The sequence below is a fragment of the Paenibacillus pabuli genome (genome assembly GCF_039831995.1).
GTDB lineage: Bacteria > Bacillota > Bacilli > Paenibacillales > Paenibacillaceae > Paenibacillus > Paenibacillus pabuli_C.
Genome location: NZ_JBDOIO010000003.1, coordinates 1,050,679 through 1,069,506 on the forward strand (window position 1 = coordinate 1,050,679; position 18,828 = coordinate 1,069,506).

The following is an 18,828-nucleotide window of genomic DNA, read 5'->3' on the forward strand; positions in this document are numbered from 1 at the left end:
AACAGCCGAACTTAGTCGTTCGACTGCCCTCTGTACTAGCTATTGTCCTATCTCAAAAATGAACACACCATAGGGTGACAGGTTCACCTTATCCTTATACGATGTTCCCGAAAGTAACTCTTTGACTTCCTTCTTCAACTTGATGAAGACCTCCTGGTCCGAGTAGTTGAGAAGAAATAGATATGCTTTATCCTTTGCGGAACGGATACCGATTTCAACTTCGGAAGGCACCTCTACCAAGTCATCGACAGGTGAAGACAGTCCTATTTCATCCATGATAGCATCGACTACTGGTTCATTGTATGCTGCGCCATAATACCATACTTCTCCTTGACCAACTGCACGTCTCGTCATTGCAGCATGACCTGCATAGTATTCGGAAGCATATTCGGCGACAACCTGTACCTCGGGATTTTCCACATGAAGAATTTCGTTGAACCCAACCGTTTGTATTCCCTGAGGCCCTTGCTCACTTTTTCCCTTCCATTGCAGCTTGGCTCCGGTAACGGTTCCTTTGACTAAGGTATAATCCTCCACCGTTACTCCACATAACGCCGCAACCGCTCCTGGGAACGGTCTCATATAACAATGTCCCTTGAGATCCTTATATCCGGTACGTGCACCGAATAACAGCGTACCTCCTTGGCTCACATATGCTCGAAGAAGTTCTGCTGTTTCGTCCGTCATGATTGCCGGATGAGCATAGATGATTACCTTATATTTGGACAGGTTTTCCAATACGGTCTTTGGTCGCAGGGTAACTACATCTGTAGGGATATGGCGATATTGCAGCTGCTTATACCAAGCACGTGTGCTCTGATGATGAAGCGGACCATGCCACTCGTCTAACTCTCCGTCCCACATATTATCGTAATCCTGCAGGATGGCAACGTCCGCCAGATATGTCGTACCCGCAATAACACGTCCGATTTGGGCAAACTCTTGCCCAACCTGTGCAACCTCTCTCACTCGCCTGTTGGGTTGATTGTGATAATCGTTGATGCCGTGCCAGTACATCTCGGTTCCGAATGTGGCTGTACGCCAGCGGAAGTATACCAGTAAGTCTGTTCCGTGAAGAATGGATTGGTACGACCACAATCTGATCTGACCAGGCCTTGGCGTGCCCATACCTATGCTATCAACCCAGCCACCTGGCCCTGACTGTTGTTCCATTACACAAAAATTCGGTGACATGTTGCGTACATTGGACAATTTCATGCTCCATGCCCGGTCTTGCAATGGGTTTTCGTCTTCACCTGGAAATATCGTGGCAAACTGTGGATACGAATCATAGGAAAAGAAATCCAGAAGATGCTCCGTCAATTCATGATTATCCAAATGTCCAAACGTACCGTTTGTTGTGATCCAATGTTCCGGGTCCAATTCACGTATGATATCCGCTTGAAGCTTGGCAAACGAAATGGTATTCGACGATATGAAGCGCTTTTCATCCAGTGCCAGGTGAGGATTAGGTGAAGAATTGACCATGCTCCGTGTAAGATATATTTGTTCCCACGCTGTATAGGTCTGACTCCAAAATACCGTTCCCCATGCCTGGTTGAGCTGTTCTAGTGAGCCATATCGATCTCTAAGCCACGCCCGGAAGGCGACATGGTCTGCCTCAGCATAGAAAACATCCATGTGACAGTTGAGTTCGTTATCGATCTGCCATCCAATGACAGCCGGATGATTTTTATATGCCAGAACCATATTGCGCACTATTTTTTCACATTGCTGTCTGTAGATCGGACTGCTGTAGTTGTTATGACGTCGCATGCCGTGTCGATACAATACGCCATCCTTATTGGCGTTTAACACTTCAGGATACTTTTCTGTTAACCACGCTGGCGGAGTTGCGGTCGGGGTCCCCAGAATGACACTTAAACCATACTGGTGCGCAAGATCCATTACACGTCCAAAAAAACGGAAATCAAATCGGTCTTCTTCAGGTTCCATGATAGACCATGCGAATTCAGCCATCCGAATGACCGTAATATTCATCTCCTGCATTCTGCGGAAATCGTCCTCCCATAATTGCTCATTCCAATGCTCCGGGTAGTAACAGACACCCAGTTTTAATTCGTCCATTTGTATTGACTTCGCCATCTCATTGTCCCCCTTAACTTACGATACTGCCTTCATTCTATTGGACCAACCGCGTATAATAAATGACAAGATTATGCGACTTATAATAAAATATTGACATCCATAAATAATGATAGAACTGATGAATAGCTTTGTTTTTAATAATGACATCAAAATTTTGCGTTCAAATGGAGGTTACGCGTGAAAGAGCACCTCTTTCTTCCTAAGCCGGTTTTCCCCAGGCATACTTGCTTCCCGGATTTTATTGGAGGCTACAGTAATTTTCCGAAGCATCGTGTGAATCGGGAATATCGGACCAAAGAAAGCAACTTGGATCAATGCTATAATCTGCACCTTGTATATGACGGAAAAGGATTCCTTCACAGCGGAACCAATTCTTATGAGTTAACGCGTGCACAGGGATTTCTTTACGGTCCTGGTCTCAGGCAAACCTATCATTCGGACTCTGATGAACCCTGGAGTATTCGTTGGATTCACTTCTACGGTATTCATCTTGAAGAATTATTGAATGGAAAAGGAGTTGACGAGCCATGGCTGTTTCAGTGTTCCAACTTTCCAATGATTACAGCTCTGATGGATCGATTACTGGAATTAGGCAGGGGATTTCAGGTTGAGGATGAGCACAGTATTGCCGCAACGCTATATGAACTTTTGACAAGATTACAATCCGGAGCGAGCCAAATCAATGTTTCCGTGCATCCAACCGCAGAGCGGATTCGTGAAGCAGCAAATTACGTCCGCTCCCACAGTAATGAGCACATCACTCTTGAACAAGCAGCCGGGATCGCCGGTTATAGTACTTCATACTTTAGCCGCAAGTTCAGTCAAACGTTTGGAATCTCTTTTCCGGAATTCCTAATGGAATCCAGGTTATTGCATGCAAAGCAATTGTTAGCTACGACTAACCTTTCCATTAAGCAAATCACGTTTGAGACCGGTTTTTCACAGTCAAGCTACTTCATTAGATGTTTTCGAAGCCAAGAAAACGTCACCCCAATGCAATTCCGAAATATTCACAATCATATGAAAGAGGAACATTTCTCATAAAAAAGACTCTGCACACAAAATGCAGAGTCTTCTTCACTCGCGATCATAACTTCTCTAAGGAGTCTTCGTCTTCATCAGCTCTATATTCCAACAGATCTCCCGGCTGACATTGCAGTGCTTTGCAGATTGCCTCCAGCGTAGACAAACGTATCGCTTTTGCCTTCCCGTTCTTCAATATGGAAATATTGGCGATCGTGATATCAACTCTCTCTGCAAGCTCGGTAACCGTCATTTTCCGTTTTGCCAACATCACATCAATATTGATTATAATAGCCATATTTTCACCTCAAACCACTAGGTCATTTTCGGATTTAATATCAATGGCTTCCTGTAACAGTCTCTGGAGAACAGCGGAAAACACCGCAATGACTAATGAAGCAAAAATAGGAACCATTCCAACAATGATAAGCCCAGGGGCATCATCCTTATCTGCTACGAGAAAAACGAACGGGAGCATCACAACATACAGGCTACAGATTACAATAGCACAATATTTTATTATTTTTAAAGATTTCACTGAGATTGAAGAAAATGCTTCGTTCTTGTCAATGTAGCTCAGAAGACGGAACGACTGGAACAGCGCAATGACAAACGGTATGACGGAGACATACATAATGCACACAATGGGGTATAGCGAGCCGGCATAAATTGGATTCACAGGATGATTGGCTAACCAAGGTATGCCGAAGATGCACAAGGCAAGAATGGGAAGTCCAATAAGCAGAACAGCCATTTTTAAAAAGATTGTTGAACCTCGTTTCACAAAAAGCACCTCACTTGTTTTAATTGATTTGAATTTATCATATTATTTATCGTTTTACAATAAATAATTATCGATTTTTATTGTATTGTTATTGTTATTATATCATCAATTCATACTGTGATATAATAACGAACGACCAACTACAATGATAAAATCGGTGTATAAGGCGGTCCTTACTCATGAAATTGGAACGATTAATCTCTATGATCTATAAGCTGCTGAACAACGAAGTTGTCTCTGCCTCCATGCTGGCCGAAGAGTTCCAGGTATCCTCAAGAACCATATATCGGGACATCGATGTGATCTGCGCTGCCGGTTTTCCAGTTGTTTCCTATCAGGGAATGAACGGCGGTTATGGCTTGATGGACGGATACAAAATGGACAAAAGCTTGCTCGGGTCGTACGATGTTCAGTCTCTGATTACGGTTCTACGCAGTCTCTCCACCGTATTTGAGGATGAACGTGCCCAGGGCACGATTGAACGGTTGCAAACGGTTGGGTCCGAGCAGCAGGGTCCCAGCTTGGCGGTGAACTTGGAGACTCACCGTACCGACCACCATGCGCTTCGCGAGTTACGGTCTGGGATTACAAAGCACCTCGTTGTCCGATTCGATTACATCAATACCCGGAATGAACGTACAACCCGTGAGTTGGAACCGGTGATGCTTTATTTTAAATATCGAAATTGGTATGTGTATGGTTTTTGCCGAGCACGACAGGATTACCGGGAATTCCGTCTATCTCGAATGATGAATCTATCGCTAACCCAAGACACATTTCTACCGCATAACGAGGTACCGAAAGAGACTGTACTGCGAAACGAGGATTGGCACAATCAGATAAGTGACGTTGTCTTTCGGGTTGCCCCTGAGGCATTAGCTGAAGCATTAGATCATTTTCATCAGGCAGAGAAGCAATTTAACGAAGATGGAAGTATGACTATGCGAATTCCCGTTTATCAACCACTTCAGGCAAAATGGCTTAGGTCATTTCTGCTAAGTTTAGGAAGTGGAGTCGAAGTTATTGAACCGCCTGAACTACGAGGAATCCTGAAAGAACAGCTTCAACAAGCACTCCTGCTATACGAAGAAGTATGACACTCTGTTGTCATACTTCTTTTTTTATAATTACTACAGATTCAAAAACAAACGATTCGACAATAAAAGGAGACGATTCAAATGACAAATGTTCCAACGGAGATGTTCAATTACCACACCTGGGCGAACCAAACTATCCTGGGCAGGATCAAGGAATTACCCTCATCGGTACTGAGTGAGGAATTGAACAGTTCGTTCCCCACGATCGCCCATGCCCTAAGCCATATCTACGCAGTTGATCAGATGTGGTATCTCATTTTATCTGGTATGGAAATGCGTGAGGCGCTGCAAGAATGCATGCCTTTGAATGGAAAAACGCTCCCTACTGTGGAAGAGTATATAAACTCCTTCGCCGAGTTGACAGAGCGGTACCATGAATGGATACAGCGTCAAACCGATTTGGAGCAAACCATCCAGCTTGATAACCCATACGCCGGCATCTGCGAAACAACGTTGTCCAAGATGCTGCTGCATGTGGTGAATCACGGTACCTACCACAGGGGCAATATTTCTACAATGCTGCGTCAAATGGGACATGCATCCACCATGAATGACTATTGTCTATATTGGTATCAGGAACCCGTGAAATCCTCTTAAATGTACAGCTCATCATGTTAATATGGATTGGAGCAGGCGAAGAATGGAAATTCAGAATGTGCTCTCCCTAAGCTCAAGAGAAGACTTAAGATCATGGTTGCAGACCCATTGCAGGACTGAAACATCCTGCTTGGTTGTGGTGAGCATGAAGCCAAAGCCGGGAATCCTATTGTATTTGGACGTGGTGGAAGAATGTCTTTGCTTTGGTTGGATCGATGGGATAAAGAAAAAATTGTCTGACACAGAGCTTGCACAGAGACTGTCACCCCGAAGCAAAAACAGTTCCTGGACTGAATTGAACAAAGAACGGGTCAGGCGTCTTGAAACGTTGGGATTCATGAGTGATGAAGGAAGAAAGGTGCTGCCGAACATGGAAGGGGATTCCTTTCGCATAGCTGAGGATATTGAGATCAGGCTTAGAGAGGATCAAGAAACATATAAGAATTTCATGGCTTTTCCCGCCCTCTATACAAGAGTACGCATTGATACGATACAGAGCGTTAAGAATCACCCTGCAATGTTCAATCACAGATTGGATAAATTCATTACACACACTAGAGACAACAAAATCTACGGTCAATGGAATGACGATGGGCGCCTTCTGAATTACTGAATGGTATAAACCTGCGTATCACACGGAAGTGATGTGGGACAGTCACCAATCTGCCTCTGGCCGATATCCTATAGGTAAAAGGAGGACTGTTTCATGTCGCTTTTGTATCAACCTTCTGAACTGGAGAACGACAATGCTCCTCTGGAAGCATGGAAAAAGGATGCGTACTGTTTGTTTGCCTCCAAAATGAGTGATCGGGAAGCACGTTTCCCTTGTATTCCAGCGACTCAGGCCTTCGCCATGGGGCATCTCCGGTATGGTTTTGTTTCTGGCTTGGATTGCGAGCCCGTTGATCGTAAGCTGGCAGATATCATTTCGGAATACGGCCGGGCATCGCGTTCTTTTGGTGAATATTCATCCCTGATTGTCTTTCTTGAATTAACGGATCAGTCAAGATCGGTTTTGGAGTATGAATCGGTATTCTGGCAGCTGTTAAGCCAGGTCAGTAATCTGGATGTAAAGCCATGGCCCGAAGATATTCCGGAGAACCCGGAGAATCCCTTATGGGAGTTCTGTTATGATGATGAACGATATTTCGTCTATTGCGGGACCCCGGCTCACATTTCCAGGCAGAGTCGAAATTTTCCTTATTTCATGCTCGCAATGACGCCTCGCTGGGTACTGGACCAATGGAATGCTCACCCCAAGAAAGCTGCAGCCATTGGGCCCAAGATTCGTGAACGACTTGCAGCATACGATGCCGTACCCGCTCATCCTGAATTAAAACAATACGGTTCGCAGGGGAATCTTGAATACAAGCAGTATTTCCTGAGAGATGATGCTACCTCCCCTTCACATTGTCCTTTTCTTCGCGCTCTTCAAGCGGAAAAGATTCAGGAATAGAAGTGAGTTTACCCTTCCTTGTCCTAAACGTGCTCTCCTCCGAATAAGCTGTACTCTGCAGATATTAGGAGGAGTGTCTCAGTAACCGGATTCAGGAAAGGGAAATGAATATGGAAATGGAACTGTATATCAAATATGTTCTGATCGGACTAGCTATCGCCATGCCTATTGGAGCAATCACCATAGAGATGGCCAAACAGGGCTTGAAAAATGGCTTCATTCACGGCTGGGCAGTTGGTTTGGGCGGAATGACCCTGGATACGTCTTTGATTCTCGCCATGTATTTTGGATTTGCCTCCATCCTTTCCCTCCCTTATGTTCAGATTCCTCTCTGGCTTGTTGGAGCCGGGTTTCTTGCCTATCTCGGCTATGACTCGATCCGAAATGCAGATCAGGATATCACGTCAGCCGACGCGAAGGTGAAGAAGTCCTTTTGGAAGACATACCGTAACGGCCTGCTTGTTGCCATCTCCCCGGGTAATCTGATCTTTTGGGTATCGGTCTTCGGAGCCGTACTGTCTGATTCATATCGTTCTGCCGGGAAGGAAAGTTTTGCTATTGCGGCTTGCGGGGTGCTGTGCGGCATTTTAATCCACGACCTGGGTCTGGTCACCCTGGTTTCTGTCACACGAAAAGTGATGAGCCCGCGAATGATCCATTTGGTTTCTGTTGCTGCAGGTATACTTCTGCTCGGTTTTTCGCTTTATTTTTTGTATGAGTTCGTACTTTCTCTCTGGATATATATTCAGTAATAGCCTTGGTTGGTTGGACAACCCCGATCCATAGGAAGAATTCTAAGATAGATAAGGAGCCCAATTAATGGGTTCCTTTTTTGTTGTGGCTTCAAAAGGGTTGCTTCTTGATAGCGCTATATCACTGTTTACAGGGCAAAAAGCAAGTAATGAACACCGGCGCAACGGATGACTACTCGCTGTAAAAGCCCGCTACTCCGGGCTCTAATGAACATCTCCACAATCAAGGACTATCGACGGTAATTTTATCTCTCCACTATGATACAGCTATGGTTGTTGCATCCCCATAGGAGAATCTTGAGGAAAGGAATGAAGTCAGATGCAAAGAAATACAAAAGCCACAACACTCATGTTCCCAGCCTCCAGAGCACCAACGCTGTTAGGCAGAATGGTTAGAAACCGTTGGTTGTATTTCATGCTTCTGCCCGGCCTGCTGTACTTTCTTCTATTTAAGTACTGGCCCATGTATGGAATACTCATCGCTTTCAAGGATTACCAACCATTCCTTGGCTTCTGGGATAGTCCTTTTGTAGGGCTCAAACATTTTGAGCGTTTGTTTAACGATCCTAACTTTATCGTTCTTTTCCGGAATACGCTTGTCCTTGCCATGCTCAACATTTTGTTTTTCTTCCCCCTGCCCATTGTTATTGCACTCATGTTAAATGAACTTCGCCACCACTTGTTTAAGCGAACCATTCAGACACTGGTATATATCCCACATTTCATGTCATGGGTAGTTGTGGTGGGGATTGCTTACATCTTCTTAACTACAGAAGGCGGAATTGTAAATGATCTTCTGGTGTACTTTGGCTGGGAGAAAATAAATTTTCTGGCAAGCAATGAGTGGTTCCGAACCATCGTTACCGCTGAGGTGATCTGGAAAGAAACCGGCTGGGGCACGATCATTTTCCTTGCGGCCCTGTCAGGGGTCGATCCGCAGTTGTATGAAGCGGCCCGGATGGATGGAGCAAACAGACTTCGTCAGCTATGGCATATTACCCTGCCTGCCATTCGCAGCACCATCATCATTCTATTGATCCTTCGCCTGGGGAACTTCCTGGACACCGGATTCGAACAGATCTTCCTAATGCTCAACGCCATGAATCGTGAGGTCGGAGAAGTGTTCGACACTTACGTATACTCCGTGGGGATTAGCCAAGGGCAATACAGCTTCAGCACGGCAGTTGGTTTGTTCAAGTCTTTGATAGGTTTGGTGCTTGTGGTTGTAGCCAATCATTTGGCCAAGAGATTTGGCGAGGAAGGAATTTACTAAGGAAGGAGCTCATCATGGAATGCCTATTAAACCTAGCGTGGGAAGTCGGGTTTTCGATGTACTGAACATCATGCTGTTGACTGTGTTTGCTATGCTCACGGTACTCCCCTTCGTTTACGTTATTGCCGGCTCCTTCGCCACTCAGAAGGAATTATTGCTGCGTGGGTTCATTTTATTTCCAACAGAGTTTACACTGGATGCATACAAGTACATTTTCTCGACCCCCACTCTTGTCAAAAGTTTGCTTGTTACCATCTACATTACCGTGTTCGGCACACTGATTAACATATTTTTGACCTGTTTAATGGCCTATCCCTTAGCTCGCAGGGACATGGACTTCCGCAAGCCGATTCTCATGCTGATCGTATTCACGATGTTGTTCAGTGGCGGCATGATTCCAACATTTCTTGTGGTCAAACAGTTAGGTATGATCAATACGTACTGGTCCTTGCTAATACCAGGAGCCATCAGTGCTTTTAACTTGATCATTATCCGCAACTTCTTTCAGCAGCTTCCCGAGAGCCTGGAAGAGTCAGCCAAGATCGATGGATGCAATGATTTGAGCGTATTTTTTCGCATCGTGCTCCCTCTTTCCATGCCGGCAATTGCCACCTTCTCGCTGTTTTATGCTGTAGGGCATTGGAATACTTACTTTAGCGCTGTGCTCTATATTAACGATAACACCAAATGGCCAATTCAGGTGCTATTGCGGCAGTTCGTTATTTTGGCCTCTGGCGGTATTGGAGACTCCACTGCAATGGAATCCGACTATGTTTCCCCACCGGAACAATCCATTAAGATGGCTGTCATTGTTGTTTCTACTCTGCCGATCCTGCTCGTATATCCATTTTTGCAAAAGCATTTCGCCAAGGGTGTATTACTCGGTTCTGTGAAAGGTTGACCGTAACTTAAGCAATGAATTCACGATTAGGGGGATTATATATGAAAAAACAACATCGAAAGTCATTGATTAGTACTGGAGCTCTCATCGCTTCCTTAAGCTTAATCATCACAGCTTGTGCCGGGAACAACTCCAACGAGGCTCAAGGAACTGGTGCGGGCGGTGAGCAAGGAGCTCTTCCCTTGACCATGATGCTGCCAACGTATAGTGCCGAACAGATGAATGCGAACAGCTCCATATTGGCTTTGCTTGAGGAGAAAACGAATACCGATCTAACCGTGTCCTGGGTCCCCTCCTCATCCTACACGGATAAATTAAGTGCTACGGTTGCCTCCGGCGAGCTGCCCAAAACTTTTGTTGCATTGGAGCCAAAAGCATCTTTTATCATCAATGCTGCCCGGTCGGGCATGTTCTGGGAATTGGGACCATATCTCAAAAGTTATCCAAATCTGAGCAAGATGTCTGATGTTGTGTTAAGCAACTCATCCATTGACAACAAAATCTATGGCCTGTATCGCGAACGGGATATTGCCCGTTTCGGTTTGATGATCCGCCAGGACTGGCTGAACAATCTGGGACTGGAAGCTCCGAAGAATGTGGATGAACTTTATGAAGTTTTGAAAGCGTTTGCTACAGAGGATCCGGATCAAAACGGCAGACAGGATACCGTCGGTCTTGCGGTAGGTATGCAGGGGAATAATATCGCTGGATTCAAGGACATCTTAGTGTATCTTGGAGGTCCAAATGAGTGGGAACTGAAAGACGGGCAGTTAATCCCTGCTCACATGACCAGTGCGTATATGGACACCCTGAAGTTTTACAAGAAATTGTATGATGAGAAGCTCATCAATCAGGATTTTGCGCTGGTTCAGGACGGTCGGTCTGTGATGTACAAAGGCAAAGCCGGAGTATGGATTGACAATATGCTGGATGGCAAAAACATCGAAGAGAATATCAGGAAGGTTACACCCGATGCCAAAATTGATCTGATTAACCGGATCTCCGGCCCGAATGGAGACGCCACGCGAGCAGGCACAGGTTATTTGGGCATGTATATGATTCCGAAAACGAGTGTCAAAACCGAAGATGAATTGAAGCGAATTCTTGCCTACTTCGATAAGGTATCGGAGAAGGACATGCAAAACCTGCTGAAGTATGGCGTTGAAGGTAAACAGTACACGGTGGAAAACGGAGAATACAAGCAGAACCCGGATCCTAAATTACGGGCAGAGATGACGGATAGCAATCAGTTTATGATCTTGCAGGATCAGGTGGAAAACTTCGGTACCGAACTGGAGAAACTCAGCACCGAGTTGTTCAAAGACAACGCCACCTTTGCCATCCAGAATCCAGCCTCTCCCTACATCTCCAATACCGCCATTGAGCTGGGCAATGAATTAAACAAGATCATTCAGGATGCCACGGTCAAATTCATTATGGGCACCGCCAGTGAAGCGGATTGGAATCAGGCAGTGGAGAAGTGGCTGCAAGGCGGCGGAAGCAATATTATTGAAGAGATTAATGCGGATTACGCCAAGTCTGCAAAAAAGTAATATCTGGTTTGATCTCCTAATTCGATTAAAAGCCCCTAGGACGATGATCTTGATCTCAACTCATCCTGTGATCCTAGGGGCTATTTTTCTATGAGTTGTATGGGAACCGTCATTGTTCTTCCCTGTACTTGCCGGGCGTAGTTCCTGCAATTTTCCTGAAGGAGCGAATAAAATTGGCCGCGTTATTGTATTGCAGGCGTTCTGAAATTTCAGCAATTTTCATATCTGTCTCCTTAAGCCATCGCTTGGCCATATCCATCCGATACATTGTCAGATACTCTCCAAAGTTAACCCCCGTTTCCTGACGAAACACACGACTCACATAATGAGGGTGATAATTGATTCGTGCTGAGCAACTTTCCAACGTTAACTCCGAATCGAACTCCCGTTGAATCATGTCGATGATGGCTTCCGAAATATGCTTGAACTGCGTTTCACGGCGATTTTCGAGTTCCTGGGCGTATGGCACAACAAATAATGTCCAAAACCAGGACTCCATTTCAGTAACGTTCCGCAGTTTGAATAAAGTATCAATTAATGAAGACTCGTCTCCCTCAAGCCCTTCCATTGGAATAGAAAGTTCATGACCGAATTTAAGGAAATTCACCAGCAGCCGCAAGAGTGACAAATGGTAATGCTGAAATGGTGTTTGGGCCGGAAACAGGTCCTCCATAAATTTTTTCAATTCGATCTCAGATTGAGCCAGGTTTCCTGCTCGTATGGCATCGAATAGCGCCTGCTCTCGGTCATGTGGAAACATGCCCGGATCATTCTTCTGTGGCTGCACGTCATCAATAAACAGAATCGACTCTTGTCCAAGTCCCACACTGAATTTCAGTGATGTCATGGCTTCATTCAATGCATTCCTGGCATGGTCAAAAAAGTGAAACGGACGGCTAATACCGATACTAACCCGTATTCCCAGGTATTGGGCAATCGCCTTCTGGGCGTTCAAAGACAACATGAATAACTCTTCCTTGAGCTCGGCTCCCGCTTTGGATGACCCGATTAGGGTAACTTGGTAATCGGTGGTCACCACCGGTACCAACCTGTTATCGGAGGGTATTAGTTCACCGACCATATTACTGATTGCAAACAACAGTAAGTCTCGATTCCTCTCCTCGTAGCGGGTACCTTTGAGGGTATCCATCTGGATCGCCACCAGGCTCATGGACGACCATGCCCGCTGCACGCCATACAGTCCCAATTTCTCTTCAAAATCGGTATGGCCAATCTCACCCTTTAGCAATTTATGCATAAAAAATTCTTTCAGCTGCAGTTGTTGGCCCTGTAGTTCGTTCATGACAACGGAGTGATTGCGGATCAGATCGTTTACCCGCTCTCCAATAACTTGCAGCTCACCAGCAGCTTTCTCCCTCCCTGCTTGCGGGGAAGCTACAGCTGCAAGGGTTGAATAGATGGATTGAATCGGGCTGTACATTCTCTTCGATCCGAACCAGGCCAGAACGAGAGTGACCAGCAATATCAAAAAGCAAACGAGCAAGGTAATCCAGCCAATGATCTGATTCTGTTGATTTACTTGTTCGTTAGAGGCAACCGATACATAAATCCAGCCATTGTAAGAGGATTTACGATATGTGACGGTTACCTTCTCCCCCTCAAGCTTCGATATATACTGCCCGGCAGTCGCATCAGTTTCTTTAAGCCTTTGAAGATAAGACTCTCCCGACATATTGCTTCCCGGTGATGAACCTCTATCACTTCGATGGATAAGCCTATAATCACGATCCAATATGAAAGCGTTTGCTATTTTTCCGTTTTGAACGGATAACGTTCTTCGAATCACGTCGGGAGACAGCGCTACACTAATCAGTCCTTTTGGATTCGCAGCGTTAAACGGGTACTTTTTTACGAAATAGACAGATTCCAACGAATCCGGCTGATTGTCATGCCCTCTGCTCCAGAAAGAGCCAGCCTGCTCACGAGAAAATAACTCAAGTTGTGACTTGAATTCAGGGGAGCTGTACTCATTCACACCTGTGCTTGTGACCAGCCATTTCTTGTTCAGACTGTACAAATAGATTTCCTTAATCCCGAGCTCATACGTTTGAATGGTAGCAATACCCTTATACAGCTCATGAACCATTTCAAAATCCTGATTCGTAATCGGCTTGGTGAATGCCTGTCTAACGATCGGAGACTGCAAAAACTGCGTTGCCGAGTTATCTACGGTTCTCAGCATTTGCTCTACACCCATCTGCGTCTGCTGCAGTAACAATTTATTACCTTCATTCACCTTTTCCTGAACGGTCAAGGAGGAATTATAGTAGGAAAAGGTACCGAGAACAATTACCGGGAGAGTTCCTATGATAATAGAGAATAACAATAGCTTCCATAAAAAAGAAAGGGAACGTAATTTCATAATGCCTCCTCAATGATTCCGGTTCATTACATTATTACATTAGTTCCCAGATGAGGATACGTCAATCCTTTTTAACTTCACTTGTTAGTTAGAATGACTATGGGATGTTCCCTTGTTTAATAGATAAATGAAAAATCCCCCTACGACGGATCGATTCTGAAAATTCATTTGTTGGCCGGTAAGGGTATCGTACCAATCGGTTACGGGTACACGGCTTGTTGTCTCATTCATGAATTGCCATAGTGGCAAGATCATCTGTTCAAACTGTTCTTTCGTTTCGCTCATGAAGGCACACCATACGAGCCAATCGGATTTGGTATACGTATCCCGGCTATCCAGAGGCGTGCCATACCGGTTTTGTTTTTGCTTATAATGGTTGAGTTCTCTCTCAGCAACCTCTTTGGGAAACAGGTTAAAGTCCAATAGACGATCCCACACCAGATTGTACTTCATACTCCATGTTTCGTCTTGGCTGTCAAACGTCAGCTTGTAGTGATCATCGGCTTCCGCCATGTATACCCACTCTTGTGCCATCTTTGCGGCCGCTTCACGATATAAGGTCTCCTCCTCCCGCATTCCAAGCTGTTCACACATATAAGCGTAGGCAGCAATGCCTAATATCGCTTTGATGGACAGGTTTGCATTGTGTGCAAGGTGGCCTGCGAAGTCATCGGTGCACAACTGATTGGCCGGGTCCAGACCATGCTGCAGCAGATATGATGCCCATTTCTTCAGATGTTCCCAGTGCTCACGTGCAAATTCTGCATGCTTCTCAAACTTGCTTACCGCCGCCGCCATCAAAAGCATGTTCCCACACTCTTCGATCGGCATCTGGTATTCAAGTTTGTTCTCGCCATAGACCTGGCCGTTCGCTTGGGGGTAAGTCCCCACGTCATGGGGTGCAAATTCGAACGCCCACTCACTGCTCTTGGCATATTTAAAGATTGGACGCATCATGCCTTTGACCATTTCCGGATTATATCTTAGAAACAGCGGAATCGATGGGTAGCTAACATCCACCGTAGCAATACAGCCATTACTGAAGTTTTCTTTGGAGAAAAATAATACGCTGCCATCGTAATCAGCAACCAGTTTATGTGCAGCAATCGCTTGCCGATAAGTGAGGGCCAGTATATCTCGATACGAATCTCCCCCTGCCGCCTGACTTTCTTCCAGGAGTTCACGGTTGAAGATCTGGCATCTCTGACTTATCTCTTCATATTGTTGTCCTGCCATGACCAGCATATGATGAAAGGTCATTCCGTCCTTTCTCCAGTAAGCGTTCAAGGGTTGATGAAAATATTCGATCGAGTGAATGTCATCATACGCTAACAGCAGATATCGGCAAGCCGTTTCTTCTTCGACGAGTCCCATATCCATTTCCACCGCCATAACAGGCATATTTTCAGAGACAGCCCTTGGGTTATATTCATCCTCTTCTACCTTCAACTGGCCTGTTCGAGCATAATGCACACGGCCTGATATCGAATGATGAACCGCTTTGCTATGGGGGGATAGAGGAACCACCAGATACATATATCCCCAATCTATTCTCGTATCATCGCCAGCAAGCTTTAGAATCGGCTGTTCAACCGTTCCCATGGACAATGCATGAAATTGATTGTCGATCACAGAAGATGACCAGGTGACTTGTTGTGATGCTGTATTCACACACCATTCGCCTGTCACATCAAAATAGATTTTCACTTCGTGTTTCCTGTGATCGATTGCACGAACATGGAAGGAAATATACGTCACGGGTCTCGATAACAACTCAAGATCATCCAATAATAGCGGCGTGGTAAATTGAACGTCCAGCTCGATGCCTTCCCCCTCAAAAGTATACCGAGTTGTTACTGGCTCAACAGTCAGACTCGTTTGTACAAGTACGCCGGGTTCCAATACATTTGCAGAACGATCATGTAGACCTATTTTCCCCATAAATCTTCTGATCTTGCCATCGATCACGGCCATGCCTACCATTCCCTGAGTTTTGTTGGTCCAGTGCCGAGTGTGATCTTCATAGAGTTGGTCGGCCGCTGACCATACGCTAAAATAGGGGTCGACCGTTACCAACGGCACAGCTGGTGGCCTGAAAGTCGTTGTCATGATTCACCTCTCCTTATTTAACTTATTTCTAATTAAAACAATATATCTAAGCACATCATCAACTTCATATTGGTAGCCGCAACTAACCCAAAAGGCTCCGCTGCCTTCTCTGGAAGGCATGGCAAAGCCTTTGGATTCTTATTCTTTGCTTTCAACCAATATCTAAATCAGTTCGGCATCTGGACGGTTACGACTTCCTTTCCTTTCAAATTATCGTTGGTAAACTGCATCGCCTGATCGTATCCGGTGTTCCTCAGTTGGTCCCTCAACTCGTTAATAATGCTCATGGCAGCTTCATCCGATTTTGCAAAAACGGCTTCTTTCCAAGCATCTCCCATCCGGTCCATGGATGGCTTCAACATTTCCCATTCAGGCGCTTTGGTGATGACATCACCCGGATTATAAGCTGTAATCACCTGTATCCCATTTGGACGAAGTACCTTTCGAGCATGATCCATTGCATCCACTCTATCCTGATCTGCCCAGATGTCCCCACCCGCGTACGAGTTGATGCGATCAAGTCCTGTTAACGATTCCAAACCAATGGAAATACCTACGTTTTTGCGAACTTTACCGGATTGATCCGCTGCGAATTTATCAAACCATTCCTTATTGGCTACAGGCTTGCCATCCTTCAAATCCCAATGAACACCTTGTACTCCGTAACGGGACAGCATAAAACCCTCGTCAGAGGCCATGTAATCCAAAAACTTGAGCGCTGCATCTACACATGCGCCTTTGCAGTTTTTGGTAATAACCGTTACGTTGTTGCCCTGAATGCCAAGATCCACGGGTCGACTCGGGTCGACATCAGCCCGCTCTAATGGACCGACAGGGATGTAATCGCTTCCAGGATGTGAGGTTACATATTCCTTGGAAGCATCCAAAATGGCCGGGTAATGTGCCGCAAGGATAGCAATACGACCTTGATTAATTTTTTCTTTGGCGATCGGATCTGTCTGGGTAAAAACATCAGGATCCAACAGCCCTTCTGCTACCATTTTACGATAGAACAACATATATTCTTCGTAACCTGGAGTGAAGAAACTGTGCTCCAGCGTACCATCGCCTTTGTCTACGTAGCCAGCGCCCGAATAGAACATCGTATTGCCAATACCTACAGACCAGCCGTTACTGAATCCGCCCAGCGGAAACACGGGCTGCCCGTTCTCCTGCAGGTTGGCGTCTTTGATTTTTTTGAGAAAGGCATAAAAATCCTCTTTCGTTACCACCGACTGCGGGTCCACACCGACCTTTTCGGCAATGTCCTTGCGTACATAGAACCCGTATAGCCAATCAATACCGTCTTCGTTTGTAGCAGGCTGGTTCTGCAAAAGCAGATACTTTTTCCCGTCATACGCATTAATCGCTTTTTCATACAAAGCTGGTGGTACATTTTCTTCCGCAATGGATTGGGCCAGGTTAGGATAATTGTCCAACTTATCAGATATATCGACTAATTGACCTTCTTTGGCTGCCTTGATGATTCCGTCAAGCTCGCCTCCCCAAGCAGGTCCGGTATATATATCTGGCAAATCCTGCGTGGCGAAAATCTGATTTACCTTTTCTGTCTCACTGCCTTTGGTATATTCCCACTCCAGGGTCACCCCGGTCTTTTCCTTAATGACTTCCTCTATAGGAGTGATTCCATTGTCCGACCCACCAGAACCATTCCAATTGTGCAGTATTTTTAGCGTGGTGCCATTACCCTCTCCATCGCCTTCTCCATTCTCTGATGAATTCATACAACCACTTAGCAAACTTCCAGTCATAATGGATACAAGCAATATGGACATGCCTTTCGACCAAATCCTATTCAAACCAATCGCCTCCTGGATATGGATATCAATGAATCACGGTAGAGTCTAGGCAGGTAAGTCCGTTATGATCAACCTTTAACCGAGCCAATCATGACCCCTTTGACGAAATAGCGTTGCAGAAACGGATAGATGCACAAGATGGGGAAAACCGTAATGACAAGCAGGGCCATGCGCATGGATTCGGGTGTTGCTCCGGCCCCACCGACTCCGCCTACCGTCTGGCCACCTTGCTGGGCTGCTCGCTGCATGGAATTGGATAGTGCTTCCGCTTCCGTCAGCATTTCTTGCAATAAGGTCTGCACCGGGATGAGATCTTTGTTGGATACGTAGTAGGCACCAGAGAACCAGTCATTCCAATGGGCTACTCCGATAAATAGTGAAATGGTTGCGAGCACCGGACCCGAAAGAGGCAGGATGATTCTTACAAAGATCTGGAAATCGCCATATCCGTCAATGCGGGCAGACTCCTCCAGTTCCTCCGGTATACCTTGCAGAAACGTACGAATAATGATGATATGCATGAAATTGAATAGCAGAGGCAAAACGTACACCCAAAAGGTATTAATCAGATGCAGCTTTTGAAGCGTAATAAAGAACGGAATGAAACCCGCACTGAAAATCGTGGGCAAAAAGATGTAAAAAGTAAAAAAGGAGCGGCCGGGCAGCGTTTTTTTGGAGAGTGCATAAGCCATTAGGGTACACAATATGACATGCAGGAACGTACCCAGCACGGTGCGCATGAGGGTGATTTGGTACGCTTTCCAGATCCGTGCATTATCAAAGACCTCGGCATAATTCTCCAATGTAAACTTCCGGGGCAGAAAATAAATCGCCCCTTGCATGGAGTCCTTACCTTCATTTAACGAATAGGCCAAAATATAAATAAATGGATATATCATGGAGAAACCAACCAACGCAAGAAAGGTATAGTTGAACACCGAGAATACAGACCATTTTCGTTCCATATCTTC

General features: G+C 45.5%; 16 protein-coding genes. 9 read left to right on the forward strand and 7 right to left on the reverse strand.

Features of this window, described 5'->3' with window-relative positions; translation table 11 throughout:
• Positions 1-39: 39 nt before the first annotated feature.
• Positions 40-2,106 (reverse strand): beta-galactosidase, encoded by a 2,067-nt coding sequence (locus ABGV42_RS06800; RefSeq protein WP_347380982.1) that lies wholly within the window; start codon positions 2,104-2,106, stop codon positions 40-42.
• A 180-nt stretch (positions 2,107-2,286) separates the two neighbouring features.
• Between ABGV42_RS06800 and ABGV42_RS06805 the strand changes: the two genes are divergently transcribed.
• Entirely contained in the window at positions 2,287-3,153 is an 867-nt protein-coding gene (locus tag ABGV42_RS06805) for a helix-turn-helix transcriptional regulator (RefSeq protein WP_347380983.1), read from the forward strand.
• Positions 3,154-3,196: 43 nt separating this feature from the next.
• On the opposite strand, the gene ABGV42_RS06810 is transcribed toward ABGV42_RS06805, so the two are convergent.
• On the reverse strand, positions 3,197-3,430 hold the full coding sequence (locus tag ABGV42_RS06810; RefSeq protein ID WP_347380984.1) for a helix-turn-helix domain-containing protein: 234 nt from the start codon (positions 3,428-3,430) through the stop codon (positions 3,197-3,199).
• A gap of 9 nt (positions 3,431-3,439) precedes the next feature.
• Entirely contained in the window at positions 3,440-3,916 is a 477-nt protein-coding gene (locus ABGV42_RS06815) for a DUF2975 domain-containing protein (protein ID WP_347380985.1), read from the reverse strand.
• A gap of 179 nt (positions 3,917-4,095) precedes the next feature.
• Between ABGV42_RS06815 and ABGV42_RS06820 the strand changes: the two genes are divergently transcribed.
• The 8 genes from ABGV42_RS06820 to ABGV42_RS06855 all read left to right on the forward strand — a co-directional run bounded on the left by ABGV42_RS06820 (position 4,096) and on the right by ABGV42_RS06855 (position 11,545).
• The gene (locus ABGV42_RS06820) at positions 4,096-5,013 is read left to right on the forward strand and encodes a helix-turn-helix transcriptional regulator (protein ID WP_347380986.1); all 918 of its coding nucleotides are present in this window, start codon (positions 4,096-4,098) and stop codon (positions 5,011-5,013) included.
• A gap of 81 nt (positions 5,014-5,094) precedes the next feature.
• Positions 5,095-5,610: a DinB family protein gene (locus tag ABGV42_RS06825; protein WP_347380987.1), complete on the forward strand. Its 516-nt coding sequence runs from the start codon at positions 5,095-5,097 to the stop codon at positions 5,608-5,610.
• 43 nt (positions 5,611-5,653) lie between these two features.
• On the forward strand, positions 5,654-6,223 hold the full coding sequence (locus ABGV42_RS06830) for a YdeI/OmpD-associated family protein (RefSeq protein ID WP_347380988.1): 570 nt from the start codon (positions 5,654-5,656) through the stop codon (positions 6,221-6,223).
• Between the two features lie 93 nt (positions 6,224-6,316).
• Complete coding sequence (locus ABGV42_RS06835; RefSeq protein WP_347380989.1) at positions 6,317-7,066, forward strand: YqcI/YcgG family protein; 750 nt, start codon at positions 6,317-6,319, stop codon at positions 7,064-7,066.
• Positions 7,067-7,182: 116 nt separating this feature from the next.
• Positions 7,183-7,818, forward strand: a complete 636-nt coding sequence (locus tag ABGV42_RS06840; protein WP_347383159.1) for a LysE family translocator — start codon at positions 7,183-7,185, stop codon at positions 7,816-7,818.
• 349 nt (positions 7,819-8,167) lie between these two features.
• Entirely contained in the window at positions 8,168-9,091 is a 924-nt protein-coding gene (locus tag ABGV42_RS06845; RefSeq protein ID WP_347383160.1) for an ABC transporter permease, read from the forward strand.
• A 19-nt stretch (positions 9,092-9,110) separates the two neighbouring features.
• Entirely contained in the window at positions 9,111-9,992 is an 882-nt protein-coding gene (locus tag ABGV42_RS06850) for a carbohydrate ABC transporter permease (protein ID WP_347380990.1), read from the forward strand.
• Positions 9,993-10,033: 41 nt separating this feature from the next.
• Positions 10,034-11,545, forward strand: a complete 1,512-nt coding sequence (locus ABGV42_RS06855) for an extracellular solute-binding protein (RefSeq protein ID WP_347380991.1) — start codon at positions 10,034-10,036, stop codon at positions 11,543-11,545.
• Positions 11,546-11,654: 109 nt separating this feature from the next.
• Here the strand turns inward: ABGV42_RS06855 and ABGV42_RS06860 are convergent, their stop codons facing one another.
• The 4 genes from ABGV42_RS06860 to ABGV42_RS06875 all read right to left on the reverse strand — a co-directional run bounded on the left by ABGV42_RS06860 (position 11,655) and on the right by ABGV42_RS06875 (position 18,822).
• Positions 11,655-13,928 carry an AraC family transcriptional regulator gene (locus tag ABGV42_RS06860; protein ID WP_347380992.1) on the reverse strand — a complete coding sequence of 758 codons (2,274 nt, stop codon included), beginning with the start codon at positions 13,926-13,928 and terminating at the stop codon, positions 11,655-11,657.
• 84 nt (positions 13,929-14,012) lie between these two features.
• Positions 14,013-16,037 (reverse strand): glutaminase family protein, encoded by a 2,025-nt coding sequence (locus ABGV42_RS06865; protein ID WP_347380993.1) that lies wholly within the window; start codon positions 16,035-16,037, stop codon positions 14,013-14,015.
• Between the two features lie 167 nt (positions 16,038-16,204).
• Entirely contained in the window at positions 16,205-17,857 is a 1,653-nt protein-coding gene (locus tag ABGV42_RS06870; RefSeq protein ID WP_347380994.1) for an extracellular solute-binding protein, read from the reverse strand.
• Positions 17,858-17,925: 68 nt separating this feature from the next.
• Complete coding sequence (locus ABGV42_RS06875) at positions 17,926-18,822, reverse strand: carbohydrate ABC transporter permease (RefSeq protein WP_347380995.1); 897 nt, start codon at positions 18,820-18,822, stop codon at positions 17,926-17,928.
• Positions 18,823-18,828: the final 6 nt, after the last annotated feature.